This is a genomic window from Streptomyces sp. NPDC058619 (assembly GCF_042717785.1).
Taxonomy (GTDB): Bacteria; Actinomycetota; Actinomycetes; order Streptomycetales; family Streptomycetaceae; genus Streptomyces.
Genome location: NZ_JBHXQN010000005.1, coordinates 49469 through 64053 on the forward strand (window position 1 = coordinate 49469; position 14585 = coordinate 64053).

A 14585-nucleotide genomic window follows, 5' to 3' on the forward strand; every position below is an offset into this window, starting at 1 on the left:
CGCGCATGCCGGCCCTCTACCTGAGCCACGGCGCCCCGCCCCTGGCGGACGACCCGCTCTGGCCGGGCGAGCTGGCCGCCTGGTCCGCGTCCCTGCCCCGCCCGACGGCGGTCCTGATGGTCTCCGCGCACTGGGAAGAGGCCCCGCTCGCCCTCGGCGCCACCGAGCGGGTTCCGCTCGTCTACGACTTCTGGGGCTTCCCCGAGCACTACTACCAGGTCCGCTACGAGGCCCCCGGCGCCCCGGAGCTCGCCGCCTCCGTACGCAAGCTGCTGCGCGCCCCCGGCACCCCGGTCCAGGACATCCCCGACCGCGGCCTCGACCACGGGGCGTACGTACCGCTCGTGGAGATGTTCCCCGAGGCCGACATACCGGTGCTCCAGGTCTCCATGCCGACCCTGGACCCGCGCCGCCTGATGGACATCGGCCGCAAGCTGGCCCCCCTGCGCGACGAGGGCGTCCTCATCGTCGGCAGCGGCTTCTTCACGCACAACCTGGCCGCGCTGCGGCACACCGGCCCCGGCGTCCCCGCATGGTCGGCGGAGTTCGACGCGTGGGGCCATGAGGCGCTGGCGGCCGGAGACCTGGACGCCCTGCTCGACTTCGAGGCCAAGTCCCCGTCGGGCCGCCTGGCCCATCCCCGTACGGAACACTTCGCCCCGCTGTTCGTCACCCTCGGCGCCGCGGAGGCCGCCGGCGACCTCGCCCGCCGCCGCGACCCGGTGGACGGCTTCTGGATGGGCCTCTCGAAGCGCTCCCTGCAGTTCGGCTAGTCCCGGCGCGCGGGCCGCCGGTGATCTCCGGCCCGATGGCGAACCCCTGGGCCGGCCCGCTGGGGACGGTGGCCGCAGTGCCGTAGGCCGTCCGCACCTCGCCGCCGTGCACGGCCTGCTCCCGGTCGGGGTCGGTCAGAAGTCGTCGGCGAGGACGTAGACGGGAACACCGGTGCGGGCGCACGCGCGCCGTCTTGCGGGTGCGGTCCCGCATGATGCGGTCACTGCCGGTCCGCCGCCTCCTGTCCGGTGTGGGACGAAAGGCCCGACGCGTCACGTAAGCGGTCATTCGATCGCCTGTGCAGGCAACCAGAACCCGGCCCGGGCCGTCCTTCAGGACGGGAGTGCAGCCACGGGCGGCGCTGTTCCGGAATGCATACGGCCGTATCGCATGTGACGGCGGTCTCACGGGTGATCTGGCCGTCCGGAGTCGCGCGTCCTTCCAGATCGGCCCGCGTTCCGGGCCTGACCTGCACCTCTTCGGATTTTGTCGGCATCCCGTCCCATCTCGCGGCGGGGCAGGATACTGCAAGATCTCGGAATAGAGGGCGCAACGTGGGAATTCTGTCCCGATTCCAGTCGTTGTTTCCTTCGGAAGCGGGCACTCGGGAGAGTGTCCGGGGACGCACCGCCGGCACCGACGGCACGTCCAGCAGCCGCACCGCGACCGACACTCATCGCAAGGGAGCACGCATGGCAACCCGCGCCGTCGCCCGTCGTCAGTCCACGAGCAGCGCCCGCGCCGTGGGCGGGGAGATCGCAGACCGCGACCTGGTCGGCATGTACCTGGACGAGATCGCGCGCACCCCGCTGCTCGACGCAGCCAAGGAAGTGGAGCTCTCCCAGATCATCGAGGCGGGCGTGTACGCCCGGCAGATCCTCGACGGCGTCATAGAACGCGGGGGCCGCTCGCCCTCGCGCGAAGAGCTGGAGGCGCTGGCCGCCGAAGGCGAGCGCGCCAAGGAAGTCTTCATCCGCTCGAACCTGCGCCTCGTGGTGGCCGTCGCCCGACGCTACCCGCGCAGCGGCCTCCCCCTCCTCGACCTCGTCCAGGAGGGCAACGCCGGCCTGGTCCGCGCCGTCGAGAAGTTCGACTACGCCAAGGGCTTCAAGTTCTCCACGTACGCCACGTGGTGGATCCGGCAGGCCATCACCCGCTCCATCGCCGACCAGTCCCGCACCATCCGCCTCCCCGTCCACCTGGTCGAGGAGCTCGGCCGGATCCGCCGCGTCCAGCGCGAGTTCAACCGCGAGAACGGCCGCGACCCGGAGCACGCGGAGATCGCCGCCGAGCTGGACACCACGGAGAAGCGGGTCGGCGACGTCCTGGACTGGGCGCGGGACCCGGTCAGCCTGAACATGGCGGTCGACGACGACGGCGACACGCAGTTCGGCGACCTCCTGGAGGACACCTCGGCGATCTCGCCCGAGCAGTCCGTGCTCTCGCTGCTGCGCAGCGAGGAGCTGGAGGACCTGCTCGGCAAGCTCGACCAGCGCACCGCGTCGATTATCAAGATGCGTTACGGCATCGACGACGGCCGGGAGCGTACGCTGACTGAAGTGGGCAAGCAGCACGGCCTGACCCGCGAGCGGATCCGCCAGATCGAGAAGCACGCGCTCCTGGAGCTGAAGCGGATGGCACGCGACACCGGCTTCGACGCCGTGGCCTGACCGGGCCGCCGCCCCCCAAGACGAGCCCCGGCACCTAACCCCCCCCAGGTGCCGGGGCTCCCCCCTGTCTACGCCGCCCCCGCCAGCCGCGCGCCCAGTGCCAGCGCGCCCGCCGCCAGCGCCTCCGGTGCGTGCACCGTGAACGGCACCCCCGTCAGGGCCAGCCGGGCCGCCAGCCACTCCGGCGCGTCCCCGCTCTCGAACCGCACCCGCGTACCCGCCCCGGCCTCCGACCCTCCGGCCCCCGGGGACCCGGCCTCCGACCCTCCGGCCGACCGCCCCGTCCCCGGAACCGCCGCCTCCCGGAGCCAGTCCGGCAGCGCCTCCGGCACCGCCGCGAACGTCACCTCCACCGCGTACGTCCCCCCGCCCCGCAGCCCCCGCCGCACGAACTCCTCCGCGTCCATCGGCAGCTCCCGCGGTGCGAACCGGGCCCCCGTGGCGCACGGCTCCGCCACCCGGTCCACCCGGAAGGTCCGCCAGTCCTCGCGCTCCAGGTCGTAGGCGATCAGGTACCACCGGCTCCCCGTGCTCACCAGCCGGTACGGCTCCACCACCCGCCGCGACCGCACCCCGTCGCCCGCCCGGTACGCGAACCGCAGCCGCTCCGGTCCCGCCACCGCCGACGCCATCGTCGTCAGCGTCCGCGGGTCCACGCTCGCCCCGTCCCCCCGCGTCAGCGCGACCGTGGCCGACTGCAGCGCGCTCACCCGCCGCCGCAGCCGCGAGGGCAGTACCTGCTCCAGCTTCGCCAGGGCCCGTACGGAGGCCTCCTCGACCCCCTCGATCGCATGCCCGGCCCCCGCCCGCAGCCCCACCGCGATCGCCACCGCCTCCTCGTCGTCCAGCAGCAGCGGCGGCATCGCCGCCCCCGCCACCAGCCGGTAGCCGCCCTCCGCGCCGAGCGTGGCCTCCACGGGGTACCCGAGGTCCCGCAGCCGCTCGATGTCGCGTCGGATCGTCCGGGCGCTCACCCGGAGCCGGACCGCCAGCTCGCTGCCGGGCCATTCGCGCGGAGTCTGGAGCAGGGACAGCAGGGACAGGAGCCGTGCCGGGGTGTCGGTCATGGGATCAAGGCTGCCAGCGAAATAGGACACGGCCTGACCTACATGCCGTCTAGGTTTCTCTCCATGAGCACCGAGACGTCCAAGACATCGCCCGAAAGAAAGAACGGGCCCGTACGAGAAGAGCGGACCACAGCCGCGGTACCAGCACAGGACCCGGGCCCGGACCCGGGCGCCGCCCCCCTGGACGCCCATGCGCGGGAGGGCGGCCCGTCCGCCGCCGACCGCCGCCGCTGGCTGGCGCTCGCCATCGTGATGACCGCGGCCTTCATGGACCTGGTCGACGTCACGATCGTCAACATCGCCATACCCAGCATGCGCCAGGACCTCGGCGCCTCCACGAGCGCGATCCAGTGGATCACCGCCGGATACGCCCTCGCCTTCGCCGCGGGCCTGATCACCGGCGGCCGTCTCGGTGACATCTACGGCCGCCGGCGCCTCTTCCTCGTCGGCATCGCCGGCTTCACCGCCGCCTCGCTGCTCTGCGGCATCGCCGCCAACCCCGCCATGCTGGTCTCCTCCCGCCTGCTCCAGGGCGCGATGGCGGCCCTGATGGTCCCGCAGGTCCTGGCGATCATCCACGTCACCTTCCCGCCCCACGAGCGCGGCAAGGTCTTCGGCCTGTTCGGCGCGATCGTGGGCCTCGGCGCCGTCTCGGGCCCGATGCTCGGCGCGCTGCTCACCCAGTGGAACCTCTTCGGCCTCGAATGGCGCCCGATCTTCCTGATCAACCTGCCCGTCGGCATCGCCGGCGTGATCCTCGGACGCAAGTTCATCACCGAGTCCAAGGCCCCCCAGGCCCTGCGCCTGGACCTCGTCGGCGTCGTCCTCGCCACCCTCGCGCTGGTCATGCTGATCTTCCCGCTGACCCAGGGCCGGGAGAACGACTGGCCGGTGTGGGGCTTCGTCTGCATGGGCCTGGCGCCGTTCGTCTTCGCGGGCTTCATCGCCTACGAGAAGTACAAGATCAAGAAGGACGGCTCGCCGCTCGTCGAGCTCTCCCTCTTCAAGGTCAAGAGCTTCGCGGGCGGCATCGCCGTCCAGCTGACCTTCGGCATCGCGACCGGCATCTTCTTCCTGGTGTGGACGCTGTACATGCAGATGGGCCTCGGCTGGAGCGCCCTGCGCGCCGGCACCACCGGCATCCCCTTCTCCATCGCCGTCTCGGCCGCCGCGGGCATCTCGGTGCAGAAGCTCGTCCCGCGCTTCGGCCGCAAGGTGCTCCAGGCCGGTGCGCTGACCATGGCCGCGGGCCTGCTCCTCTACATCTGGGAGTCGCAGCACTACGGCATGGGGATCGCCTCCTGGCAGATGGCCGCCCCGCTCGTCGTCATGGGCGTCGGCATGGGCCTGATCGTGGCCCCGCTGACCGACACCGTGCTGTCCGAGGTGCCGCGCGAGCACGCCGGCTCGGCCTCAGGGCTGATCAACACCACCGGCCAGATGGGCAACGCGCTGGGCCTCGGCCTGACCTCCGTGGTCTTCTTCGGCCTGATCGACGACGACCTGGCCTTCGGCCCGCCCTACGTCGAGGCGTTCCGCGGTGCGCTGTGGTGGGTCGTGGCCGTCTTGGTCGTGATCTTCGCGGTGATGTTCATGCTGCCCCGCAAGGCGGTCCCGGTGGAGGAGCGCGAAGGCGGCGGCGAGCACCGGGCGCCGGAGCCGGACAAGGTCCCGGCCGCCTGAGCCTGCTCCGCCCCGTGTACGGACATGCCCGCCTCTGTTGGCGGGCATGTCCGTTTCTCTTTGCCTTCCGCCGAATTCGGCCGTACGGTGGAGAGGAAGCCACAAAATCGGGCACAGAACGGACGCAAAGCCACATGTACGCACCGGAGCGCCACCAGGAGATCCTCCGCCTCGCCCGCGAGGCCGGACGGGTCGACGTGCTCTCCCTCGCCGACCGGTTCCAGGTCACCGCCGAGACCGTGCGCCGCGATCTGAAGGCCCTCGACCGGGCCGGGCTCGTCCGCCGGGTGCACGGGGGCGCCATCCCGGCCGGCCGCCTCGACCTCGATCTGGAGCCCGACCTCACCGAGCGCGAGGCCACCGCCGCCGAGGAGAAGGACCGCATCGCGGCCGCCGCCCTCGCCGAGCTCCCCGACGGCGGCAGCGTCGTCCTGGACGCCGGCAGCACCGTCGCCCGCCTCGCCGCCGGCATTCCGGTGGACGTCGCCCTCACTGTCGTCACCCACGCCCTGCCCGTCGCCGCCCGGCTCGCCGACCACACCGGCATCGACCTCCACCTCGTCGGCGGCCGCGTCCGGCACCGCACCCGCGCCGCCGTCGACGCGTGGGCGCTGCGCGCGTACGCCGAGATCCGCGCCGACGTCCTGTTCCTCGCGACGAACGGCTTCTGTGCCGACGGCGGCCTGACCACCCCCGACCTCGCCGAGGCGGCGGTCAAGCGCGCCGCGATCGGCGCCGCGCGCCGCGTCGTCCTCCTCGCCGACTCGGCGAAGGCCGGCCAGGAGCACTTCGCCCGCTTCGGCTCCTTCGCGGACGTCGACCTCCTCATCACGGACACGGGGCTCGCCCCCGCCCAGCAGGCGGCTATCGAGGCCGCCGGTACGGAAGTTGTGCTCGTATGATCCTCACCGTCACCCCCAACCCCTCCCTCGACCGGACCTACGAGGTCCCCTCGCTGGGCCGCGGCCAGGTGCTCCGCGCCACAGGTGACCGGGTCGACCCCGGGGGCAAGGGCGTCAACGTCTCCCGCGCGGTGGCCGCCGCGGGCGTCCGTACGACGGCGGTCCTCCCGCTCGGCGGAGCCCCCGGCAGCCTGCTGGCCGAACTCCTCACGGCGCAGGGCGTGGACGTCACGGCCGTCTCGATCGCCGGCGAGACCCGCTCGAACATCGCGGTCGCCGAACCCGACGGCACCCTCACCAAGATCAACACACCGGGCCCGGAACTCTCGCCTGCGGAGTCCGCGCTCCTCCTGGAGACCGTCCGCACCGGCTCCGGGGGCGCCGCCTGGATCGCCTGCTGCGGCAGCCTCCCGCGCGGCCTCGACACCGGGTGGTACGCCGACCTGGTCGCCCGCGCCCACCAGGCCGGCGCCCGGGTCGCCCTCGACACCTCGGGCCCGGCCCTGCGCGCGGCCCTGCCGGCCCGCCCGGACGTCGTCAAGCCGAACGCGCAGGAGCTCGCCGAAGCCGTCGGGCGGCCCCTGTCCACTCTCGGTGACGTCGTCAAGGCGGCCGAGGAGCTCCGCTCGCTGGGCGCGGGCGCGGTCCTCGCCTCCCTCGGCGCGGACGGCCAGCTGCTGGCCTGCGCGGAGGGCACGTACTACGGCACGGCCCGGGCCGCCGCGGTCCGCAGCAACGTCGGAGCCGGCGACGCCTCCCTGGCCGGGTTCCTGATCGCGGGCGGCAGCGGCCCGGCCGCCCTCGCCTCGGCCCTGGCCCACGGAGCCGCCGCGGTACAGCTCCCGGGCAGCGCCATGCCGACCCCCTCGGACCTCGACCCCACCGCGCCCCGCGTCACCGGGGCGCTCCCGCTGGACCTCGTCCTGTCCGAGCGGTGCGACGGGCGCGCGGCGCGCTGACCGCCCCGCGGCCGCTGGGCCCCGCGGCCGGGCGGCCCGGCGTCAGCGGACCCGGGCGCGGAGTTCCATGGCTCCGCGGGCGACCGCCTCGGTCTCGTACACCTCGCACATGTGCCGGCCGTCCGGCGTCGCCGTGTGCTCGACCTCCCACAGGCTGACCTCGGTCCCGTCGAGCAGCACGAAGGCGTGCTCGTACAGGCTGAAGCCGGCGTCCCGCCCGTCGAGGAGGCACTGGCGGGCGCCGAACGCCTGGGTGATCTGGTGCGCGAACGCCGAACGCAGCCGGGCCGCGACCTCCTCGCCGGGCCGGTCCGCGTTCTCCGCGCGGCGCAGCACCCGCCGGGCGTGGTCGGCGGACTCCTCCGGCGCGTAGTCCCGGGGGCGCCGCACCGGCGGCGAGGCCGCGAACAGGGCGCTGAACACCGCGATGTCGTCGTCCGGCTCCTCGTCGCCGGGCAGCAGCGCCGGGTCCAGCGCCGCGTCGGCGGGGGTCTCCCCGAACAGCCGGGACACGGCCAGGCAGGTCTCCGCCTTGCTCGCGAACACCTCGTGCCGGACCGTCCGGTCACCCTCCTGCCGGTACACCAGCTCCCACAGTGAGGCCGACCCGCCGTCGGCCAGCAGGTAGGTGTGCCGGTGGCTCTCCCGCCAGAGCCCGGTTGCCGGGCTGTGGTGGGTGGTGTAGAGCGAAGAGCTGTGGGCGAGCGCCGTCCCGAGGCGCCCGACCAGCCTGTCCGGCAGGTCGAAGGAGTTGAGGGCGCGGCCCAGGAGTCGATCGAGGTGGGCCTCGGTTGTCTCGTACGGATCGCTCAAGGTGGGTCTCCAGGCCGTCGCAGCTTGTGACTTCGCGGAAGCTCAACGTAGCCCCTGGCTCTGACATCACGTCCGGGGTTCGGTAAAACGTCCGGGAAGCATCAGGGGTTTCCGCCACACCTTCAGGTCAACTTCCGTACGGATGCGCATGATTAGCGCCGTTCTGGTAGAGAGCGCGGGACTATGGACCGCATGGCAACGAATACAGTGGGCGCCCCCCGCCGGCAGGAACAGCCCCGCACGCGACCCGAAGGCGGACCGGAAGCGGGGCCACGGGGGTTGGCCTGGCTGCTGGTCCTCACCGGGGCCGCCGGGGTTCTGGCCTCCTGGGTGATCACCCTCGACAAGTTCCTGCTGCTGGAGGACCCGGACTTCAAGCCCGCCTGCAGCCTCAACCCCGTCGTCTCCTGCGGCAGCGTGATGAAGAGCGACCAGGCGGCCGCCTTCGGCTTCCCCAACCCGATGCTGGGCCTGGTCACGTACGCCGTCGTGGTGTGCGTCGGCGCCGGCCTGCTGGCGGGCGCCCGCTACCGCGGCTGGTTCTGGCTGGGACTGAACGCCGGCACGCTCTTCGGCGTCGGGTTCTGCACCTGGCTGATGGTCCAGTCGCTCTACGAGATCAACGCGCTCTGCCTCTGGTGCTGCCTGGCCTGGGTGGCGACCCTGCTCATGTTCTGGGCGGTCACCGCGCACACCGTCAGCACCGGCCTGCTCCCCGCCCCCGGTCCGCTGCGGGAGTTCTTCACCGAATTCGGCTGGGCCCCGCCCGCGCTGCACACCGGCGTCATCGGCATGCTGATCCTCACGCGGTGGTGGGACTTCTGGACCTCCTGACCGGACGGACGCGCACGAGGGCCCCGGCAGCTGGACGCTGCCGGGGCCCTCGTCACCTCACGCGGGGGGCGGCGGAGGTCAGCTGCCGACGGACGCGTTGCCCGAGAGGACCGGGATGTTGCTGAGGATGTGCGAGAGCGGCTCGTCGCCCTTGGCCTGGGTGGAGTTCTCGGTGCACTGCTGGTTCTGCGGGTTGGACAGGACGTTGACGTCCTGGACACCGATGTTGAGCAGCGCCACCAGCGACTGGGCGTTGACCTTGGCCGGCAGGCCGATGCAGGGCTTGTTCAGCGTGCCCTGGACCAGGCCGAGCTGCGGGCTCATGTCACCCGCGGTCTTCTGGTTGCCGTAGATCTGCTGGGCACCGTTGCCGTTGACGGTGTTGACGCCGTTGTCGTTGCCGATGGCCATGGCCGGGGCCGCAGCAGCAGCGCCCGCGCCGACGGCAACGGCGGAGACCGCGGCGGCGGTCATGAACTTCTTGAACATCTTGATCCTTCTGTCGCACGAGTGCCCGCTAGTGGAGCGCCCTGGTCAACTGCCCCGCCGGGGGGTTGGTTCCGTTGCTTCACTCAAACGGTCTGTCCGCGCCGGACTTTTCCCCGGCCCGGGTGAGGCGCCTCCGGACGCCTGCGCGAAGCCCGTACGCAGCCAGCACCGGACGGCGCTCCTGTTGCGCTCCGTACGAGGTGTTCGCACGGTGGGTAAAGAGGCGGATCGCTCGGGTCCGCTTCTGTGCCACCAGGAGAAGGAACACCCATGCACCGCACGAAGTCGTCCCGCGCCCGCCTCCTCGTCCCGTCGGCCGTCGCCGTCGTCATACTGTCCGGCGCAGCCGCCCCTGCGGTCGCCGCGGACGGTTCCGGCTCCGCCGAGCTCACGAAGCGGGTCGCGGCCGTCCAGCAGAAGATCGAGACGATCGAGGGGCGGGCCGCGGCCGGTCCGATCGACGACCTCCTCGCCGGTCTCTCCAAGACCATCGCGGACCTCCTCAAGTCCCTGGAGGGCCTGTTGCCCGCCGGGGTGAAGATCCCGCCGATCGAGCTGCCGAAGCTCCCCGCCCTGCCGGCCGTACCGGGCCTGCCGGGACTCCCCGACATCAAGCTGCCCCCGGTGGAGGTGCCGCCGCTGCCGCCGGCCACCGGAGTGCCCGCGCTGCCCCCGGTGGAGGTGCCGCCGCTGCCGCCGGCCACCGGAGCGCCCGCGCTGCCGGCGGACCTGGTGCCCGCCCTCCCCGCCCTCCCCGCCCTCCCCTAGATCCCCCGGCGTCCCCCAGGGCGGGGGAACGCGGCCGGAACCTCGCACGGGGGTGCGATCGTTGGGCTGAACCGGTCTGATCGCGTGCGGAACCGTGTCGTCTGGGAAGCTGAAGCGTTTCGCTCGGTGTGAGCCCCGGGATCGGGGCAGAACATCGAACAGAAGGTGCACTTCCCATGAACTCTGCCAAGAAGGCCGCCCTGGTCATGGCCACCGCCGGTCTCGCCGTGGCCGGTGCCGCCGGTGCCGCCTCCGCCGACTCCTCGGCCAAGGGCGCGGCCGTGGGTTCCCCCGGCGTTCTGTCCGGCAACCTGGTCCAGGTTCCGGTGCACGTCCCGGTCAACGTCTGCGGCAACTCCGTGAACGTGATCGGCCTGCTGAACCCCGCGTTCGGCAACGCCTGCGTCAACGACTGACGTCAGCCGCACCAATCGCCTGTGGGCGCCCCGGCCTTGCCGGTGGCGCCCACAGTCATGTCGGCGGGTGTTCAGCCGGGACGCGTCAGCTGTTGCCGCCGTTGAGGGTCACGCCGCCGAGCATCGGGTTCGACTTGGTGGCGCCGTTCGCCAGGCCGAGGACCTCGCCGGGAACGTCGTTGCGGGCCTTGTTGACCTTCTGGACCGTGCCCACGACCTGGTTGACGTGGTCGCCCTGCTCGGCCAGCCCGTTGCCCACGGTCTGCGGGAGGGACTCGGAGACCGGGCCCACGGCGTTCAGGGTCTCCGTCACCCCGCCGGTCAGGCTCATGGGGGGCATCGCGGCGGGGGCCTCGGCCGCGAAGGCGGGAGCGGAGGCGCCGAGGGCGGCGACGGAGCCGACGACGACTGCGGCGATCTTCGTGAGCTTCATTATCGAAATCCTCTTCTTTCATGGACAGAGGTGTCAGCGGCGACCGTCGCGCCGCTTTCGCTCTGGCTAACGATTCCCCGCCGCTGCGGAAACGCGGTCGCGCGGGTACACGACAACGGCCGGAGAATCCGACGAGGGATTCTCCGGCCGATATTTCTTCTGATTGCCGGTATCGCCGCTCAGGAGAGCCGGGACCGCCGGTACAGAATGGCGCCGCCCAGGATCAGGGCCGAGGCGAGGGCGGCCGCCGCCGCGGGCTGGCCCGCGCCGGTCTCCGCCAGGACGGGAGCGGTCACCCGCGCCGGTTCGGGGGCCGGGACCGGTGCGGGCTCCGGCGCCGGGAGCGTGACCGGCGGCGCCTCCTCGACGGGGCCCGGGAGCGGCGCGGGAAGCGGTACGGGAGTCTGCGCCTCCGGAGCCGGCAGCGGGGCGGGCGCCTCGTGGACCGGCGGCGGCTGCGGGGCCGGGTGCTCCCCGACGGGCTCCGGCCCCGGCTGCCCGGGGGCCGGCGGGGCGTGGTGCGCGGGCGGGGGCGGCGCGGACCCGGGGTGGTCGTCGCACTCCTCCTCCGCCCGTTCCCCGCCGGGGCCGCCGTAGCCGCCCTGGTGCTCCGGCTCCTCGTGGCGCGGGGCCGCGTGCCGGGGGCCGGGCCGGCTCGGCTCTGTGTGCCGCGGGGCTTCGTACTGCGGGGCTTCGTACTGCGGGGTCTCGTACCGCGGGGCCGCGTGCCGGGGGCCCTCGTGGCGCGGCTCCTCGTGGCGCTGCTCCGGCACCGCGTGCCGGGCGTCGCGCTCGTCGAGGTAGCGCTCAAGGGCCTCGGCGTTCTCCGGGCTCAGGTGGCGCGCGTAGTCGTGGTCGGAGTCGGCGCCGGTGGTGGTGACGCACCGGTTCCCCATCGCCGGGTTGAGCGCCGCACCGCCGTCCACGCTGTTGCCGCACACGTTCGGGGCGAAGGTGATCGGTACCGAGACGCTGTTGCCGGACAGCACGCCCGGCGAGTGCGAGGCCTCGGCGGCCGCTCCCTGGTGCGCGTAGGCCGCGCCGGTCGCGATCGACAGCAGGCTCGACGCGGCTGCCGCCGTGAGCATCCCCTTGCCCAGTACCTGTCGGCTCAGTACCTGTCGCATGGGTCCTTCCCTGTCTACCGGCGCTGCTGCCGGTGCTGAATCGAAGGTGGCCTCGGAGTGCACCGCCGTGCACTCCGAGGCCACCCCGAGGAGGTTCGCCCTCGCGGGCGCAGGCGCTTCGTCAGGCGTTGACGCAGGTGTTGCCGAACGCGGGGTTCAGCAGCGCGATCACGTTGACGGTGTTGCCGCAGACGTTGACCGGGACGTGCACCGGGACCTGGAGCAGGTTGCCCGACAGGACGCCGGGGGAACCCACGGCCGCGCCCTTGGCGTCGGCGTCGGCCATGGCGGGGGAGGCGGCACCGGCGGCCATCAGAACGCCGGCGGTCAGCACGAGTGCCTTCTTGTACGTCATTTGATTTCGATCCTTTCCCGCAGAGGCGTATCCACTGCAGAATTAACAACGAGCGGGTTCGGGAAAAGAAACCGCATGGTTTTGGCGACGGTTCGGTAATTCACCCCGTTGCGCGGCCCGAATTCGGGCGGCCGGGGGATATGGGTCGCCACTCGCGCGGGCGGTCGGCCCGGGTCCTACATGCGGCGAGGCCGCCGCGACCCGAAGGTGCGGCGGCCTCGCTGGCGCGGACCTCGGTCAGCTGCCGGAGGAGACGTTGCCCGACAGGACCGGGATGTTGCTGAGGATGTGCGAGAGGGCCTCGTCGCCCTTGGCCTGGGTGGAGTTCTCGGTGCACTGCTGGTTCTGCGGGCTGGACAGGACGGGGATGTCCTGGACGCCGACGTTGACCAGGGCCAGCACGGACTGCACGTTGGCCTTCGCGGGGAGGGCGATGCAGGGCTTGTTGAACGAGCCCTGGATCAGCGCCATCTGCGGGCTCATGTTGCCGTAGGTGGCCTGGTTGCCGTAGATCTGCGCGGCGTTGTTGCCGTTCGAGGTGTTGACGCCGTTGTCGTTCCCGATGGCCATCGCCTGCGGCGCCATGGCGGCACCCATGCCCACGACCGAGGCCGCAACCGCTGCCGTGGCCATCATCTTCTTGATCATTGTCGTCCCTTTTTTGCAGGATTGCCCGGTACTGGAGCACTCGGATCAACGGGCCGGACCCTGTTTGGGTTGCGTGGATTCACCCGGATGCCGACGTTTCGGGCAGCGCGGTTGACGTTCCGGTGCCCGGGCGTTGACGCCGGCGCCGCCGAACGGGGAGGGATCCGGCGGGGGAAACGGGTGCCCGGATCCGCCATGTGTGTTCTCGGGGCGGTGGCGGGGTGACGGGGTGGGCCGCCGTCCGGGGGCACGGGCGCCCGGTGTCGCGCCGGGGACGCCGGGCGCGGGGGACGGCCTCCGTGCCGCCGGCCGGCGGGGCCGTGTCGGGGCCGGCCGCGCCGCGCCCTGTGCCGGTGCCTTCTTCCTCTCCGCTTTTCCTTTTCGTTCGAACAATGGTGCATGCGATAACGACCCGCCCGCTTTGAGGGTGTGTGCCATCGCCCAAAAGGCCGTACAGGCGAGTCCGACGTGATTTCCAGCCTGATTTCTGACAAAGTTCACTCCTGTTTTGTCCCCTTGATCGAAAATGGAGACAGGGTCATGGGTTCCTCCCGCAGAATCCTCGGCACGCTCGGTCTGCTGTCCTGCCTCGCACTTTCCGTACACGGTCCGGCGGTGGCCGCGGCCACCGCTCCGGGTGCTCCCGCTCCCAGGGAGCTGGCCCGGGTTCCGTTCACCGAGCGTTACCAGGCCGTGCAGCACGGCGGGCTGGTGCGGGCCTCCAACTCGGGCATCGGCTGCCGCCGGGAGGAGTCCCCGGACGCGGAGCCGTGCGCCGAGGTCAAGCGGGGCGCGGCCGGGGTCAACGGTGACTTCGAGATGTTCTACAGCGAGGTCGACAAGGACCCCGACACCTACAACTCCACCCGGGCCGAGCTCAAGGTGCCCCAGGGCGCCAAGGTCTCGTACGCCCGCCTCTACTGGGGCGGCAACCTGCGCGTCGGCGAGCAGAAGCCGCCGCAGGACAACGGCCGGGTGCTGGTCGCCGAGCCGGGCGGCGCGTACAAGGAGGTCCTCGCCGACACGGTGATGGGCCACCGCGTGGACGCCGGCAGCGACGCCTACCAGGCCAGCGCGGACGTGACCCCGCTGGTCCGCAAGGGCGGCGCGGGGATGTGGACGGTGGCCCAGCTCAACATCGCCATGGGCCACTCCGAGGTCGGGGCCTGGGGCGGCTGGACGCTGGTCGTCGCCTACGAGCACCCGCAGGAGCCGGTGCGCCGGATCTCGCTGTGGGACGGCTTCGAGGCGCTGGCCGCCCGGGCCGGCGACGGGACCGTCGAGGTCGAGGGCCTGGACGCGCCGCCCGGCTCGGCGGGGCGGGTCGGCGTGGTCGGGTACGACGGGGACCGCGGTGTCCTCGGGGACTCGCTCACCGTGACGGCGGACAGCGGCCGGAGGGTCAATCTCAGTGATTCAGAAAATCCTTTTAATGATGTTATGAATTCCACGATCACGGAATTCGGACATCACTCGTTCGTGCGACAGCCCGAACATATGAATAACCTCGGATATGACGCGGACGTGTTCGACCTGAGTCCCGCACTGTCCGGTGGCGCCCGCAGTCTGATCTTCAGGTTCACGGGCGAAAGTCAGGGTCATTTCCTCGGTGTGCTCTTCGTACAGACAGACGCGCGCCGCTGAACC

16 protein-coding genes are annotated in these 14585 nt (G+C 72.0%); 9 read left to right on the plus strand and 7 right to left on the minus strand.

Annotation, left to right across the window (positions count from 1 at the left end; all coding sequences use genetic code 11):
* The first annotated feature begins 5 nt into the window (after positions 1-5).
* Together ACFWTC_RS07215 and ACFWTC_RS07220 are read left to right on the plus strand one after the other, a co-directional pair.
* Complete coding sequence (locus ACFWTC_RS07215) at positions 6-773, plus strand: dioxygenase (RefSeq protein WP_384027266.1); 768 nt, start codon at positions 6-8, stop codon at positions 771-773.
* Between the two features lie 693 nt (positions 774-1466).
* Positions 1467-2444, plus strand: a complete 978-nt coding sequence (locus ACFWTC_RS07220; protein ID WP_383923030.1) for an RNA polymerase sigma factor RpoD/SigA — start codon at positions 1467-1469, stop codon at positions 2442-2444.
* Positions 2445-2512: 68 nt separating this feature from the next.
* Here ACFWTC_RS07220 and ACFWTC_RS07225 read toward each other — a convergent pair whose 3' ends face one another.
* Entirely contained in the window at positions 2513-3511 is a 999-nt protein-coding gene (locus tag ACFWTC_RS07225) for a helix-turn-helix transcriptional regulator (protein ID WP_383923032.1), read from the minus strand.
* 63 nt (positions 3512-3574) lie between these two features.
* Here ACFWTC_RS07225 and ACFWTC_RS07230 point away from each other — a divergent pair, with 63 nt between their 5' ends.
* The 3 genes from ACFWTC_RS07230 (at position 3575) to pfkB (ending at position 7055) form a co-directional block, all read left to right on the plus strand.
* Positions 3575-5194, plus strand: a complete 1620-nt coding sequence (locus ACFWTC_RS07230; protein ID WP_384027233.1) for an MFS transporter — start codon at positions 3575-3577, stop codon at positions 5192-5194.
* A gap of 134 nt (positions 5195-5328) precedes the next feature.
* Complete coding sequence (locus tag ACFWTC_RS07235) at positions 5329-6096, plus strand: DeoR/GlpR family DNA-binding transcription regulator (protein WP_383923037.1); 768 nt, start codon at positions 5329-5331, stop codon at positions 6094-6096.
* Positions 6093-7055 (plus strand): 1-phosphofructokinase, encoded by a 963-nt coding sequence (pfkB, locus tag ACFWTC_RS07240; protein ID WP_383923040.1) that lies wholly within the window; start codon positions 6093-6095, stop codon positions 7053-7055. The genes ACFWTC_RS07235 and pfkB overlap by 4 nt, the downstream gene beginning before the upstream one ends.
* Before the next feature lie 42 nt (positions 7056-7097).
* Here pfkB and ACFWTC_RS07245 read toward each other — a convergent pair whose 3' ends face one another.
* On the minus strand, positions 7098-7868 hold the full coding sequence (locus tag ACFWTC_RS07245) for a DUF6227 family protein (protein ID WP_383923043.1): 771 nt from the start codon (positions 7866-7868) through the stop codon (positions 7098-7100).
* 192 nt (positions 7869-8060) lie between these two features.
* Between ACFWTC_RS07245 and ACFWTC_RS07250 the strand changes: the two genes are divergently transcribed.
* Positions 8061-8702 carry a vitamin K epoxide reductase family protein gene (locus ACFWTC_RS07250; RefSeq protein ID WP_383923045.1) on the plus strand — a complete coding sequence of 214 codons (642 nt, stop codon included), beginning with the start codon at positions 8061-8063 and terminating at the stop codon, positions 8700-8702.
* A 78-nt stretch (positions 8703-8780) separates the two neighbouring features.
* On the opposite strand, the gene ACFWTC_RS07255 is transcribed toward ACFWTC_RS07250, so the two are convergent.
* Entirely contained in the window at positions 8781-9191 is a 411-nt protein-coding gene (locus tag ACFWTC_RS07255; RefSeq protein ID WP_383923047.1) for a rodlin, read from the minus strand.
* A gap of 270 nt (positions 9192-9461) precedes the next feature.
* On the opposite strand from ACFWTC_RS07255, the gene ACFWTC_RS07260 reads away from it, so the two are divergent.
* Positions 9462-9959 carry a hypothetical protein gene (locus ACFWTC_RS07260; RefSeq protein WP_384027231.1) on the plus strand — a complete coding sequence of 166 codons (498 nt, stop codon included), beginning with the start codon at positions 9462-9464 and terminating at the stop codon, positions 9957-9959.
* A gap of 176 nt (positions 9960-10135) precedes the next feature.
* Positions 10136-10375: a chaplin gene (locus tag ACFWTC_RS07265; RefSeq protein ID WP_383923053.1), complete on the plus strand. Its 240-nt coding sequence runs from the start codon at positions 10136-10138 to the stop codon at positions 10373-10375.
* A gap of 85 nt (positions 10376-10460) precedes the next feature.
* Here ACFWTC_RS07265 and ACFWTC_RS07270 read toward each other — a convergent pair whose 3' ends face one another.
* The 4 genes from ACFWTC_RS07270 to ACFWTC_RS07285 form a co-directional block, all read right to left on the minus strand.
* Entirely contained in the window at positions 10461-10808 is a 348-nt protein-coding gene (locus ACFWTC_RS07270; RefSeq protein WP_383923055.1) for a hypothetical protein, read from the minus strand.
* A 179-nt stretch (positions 10809-10987) separates the two neighbouring features.
* The gene (locus ACFWTC_RS07275; RefSeq protein ID WP_383923058.1) at positions 10988-11935 is read right to left on the minus strand and encodes a chaplin; all 948 of its coding nucleotides are present in this window, start codon (positions 11933-11935) and stop codon (positions 10988-10990) included.
* Between the two features lie 121 nt (positions 11936-12056).
* The gene (locus ACFWTC_RS07280) at positions 12057-12290 is read right to left on the minus strand and encodes a chaplin (RefSeq protein WP_383923061.1); all 234 of its coding nucleotides are present in this window, start codon (positions 12288-12290) and stop codon (positions 12057-12059) included.
* Positions 12291-12527: 237 nt separating this feature from the next.
* Complete coding sequence (locus ACFWTC_RS07285; protein WP_267721697.1) at positions 12528-12938, minus strand: rodlin; 411 nt, start codon at positions 12936-12938, stop codon at positions 12528-12530.
* Positions 12939-13478: 540 nt separating this feature from the next.
* Here ACFWTC_RS07285 and ACFWTC_RS07290 point away from each other — a divergent pair.
* Positions 13479-14582 (plus strand): DUF3344 domain-containing protein, encoded by a 1104-nt coding sequence (locus ACFWTC_RS07290; protein ID WP_384027229.1) that lies wholly within the window; start codon positions 13479-13481, stop codon positions 14580-14582.
* The last annotated feature ends 3 nt before the right edge of the window (positions 14583-14585 follow it).

Coding starts and splice junctions, on each gene's coding strand:
- ACFWTC_RS07215 (WP_384027266.1), top strand. CDS start 6: ATGCCGGCCCTCTACCTGAGCCACGGCGCCCCGCCCCTGGCGGACGAC.
- ACFWTC_RS07220 (WP_383923030.1), top strand. CDS start 1,467: ATGGCAACCCGCGCCGTCGCCCGTCGTCAGTCCACGAGCAGCGCCCGC.
- ACFWTC_RS07225 (WP_383923032.1), bottom strand. CDS start 3,511: ATGACCGACACCCCGGCACGGCTCCTGTCCCTGCTGTCCCTGCTCCAG.
- ACFWTC_RS07230 (WP_384027233.1), top strand. CDS start 3,575: ATGAGCACCGAGACGTCCAAGACATCGCCCGAAAGAAAGAACGGGCCC.
- ACFWTC_RS07235 (WP_383923037.1), top strand. CDS start 5,329: ATGTACGCACCGGAGCGCCACCAGGAGATCCTCCGCCTCGCCCGCGAG.
- pfkB (WP_383923040.1), top strand. CDS start 6,093: ATGATCCTCACCGTCACCCCCAACCCCTCCCTCGACCGGACCTACGAG.
- ACFWTC_RS07250 (WP_383923045.1), top strand. CDS start 8,061: ATGGCAACGAATACAGTGGGCGCCCCCCGCCGGCAGGAACAGCCCCGC.
- ACFWTC_RS07255 (WP_383923047.1), bottom strand. CDS start 9,191: ATGTTCAAGAAGTTCATGACCGCCGCCGCGGTCTCCGCCGTTGCCGTC.
- ACFWTC_RS07260 (WP_384027231.1), top strand. CDS start 9,462: ATGCACCGCACGAAGTCGTCCCGCGCCCGCCTCCTCGTCCCGTCGGCC.
- ACFWTC_RS07265 (WP_383923053.1), top strand. CDS start 10,136: ATGAACTCTGCCAAGAAGGCCGCCCTGGTCATGGCCACCGCCGGTCTC.
- ACFWTC_RS07270 (WP_383923055.1), bottom strand. CDS start 10,808: ATGAAGCTCACGAAGATCGCCGCAGTCGTCGTCGGCTCCGTCGCCGCC.
- ACFWTC_RS07275 (WP_383923058.1), bottom strand. CDS start 11,935: ATGCGACAGGTACTGAGCCGACAGGTACTGGGCAAGGGGATGCTCACG.
- ACFWTC_RS07280 (WP_383923061.1), bottom strand. CDS start 12,290: ATGACGTACAAGAAGGCACTCGTGCTGACCGCCGGCGTTCTGATGGCC.
- ACFWTC_RS07285 (WP_267721697.1), bottom strand. CDS start 12,938: ATGATCAAGAAGATGATGGCCACGGCAGCGGTTGCGGCCTCGGTCGTG.
- ACFWTC_RS07290 (WP_384027229.1), top strand. CDS start 13,479: ATGGGTTCCTCCCGCAGAATCCTCGGCACGCTCGGTCTGCTGTCCTGC.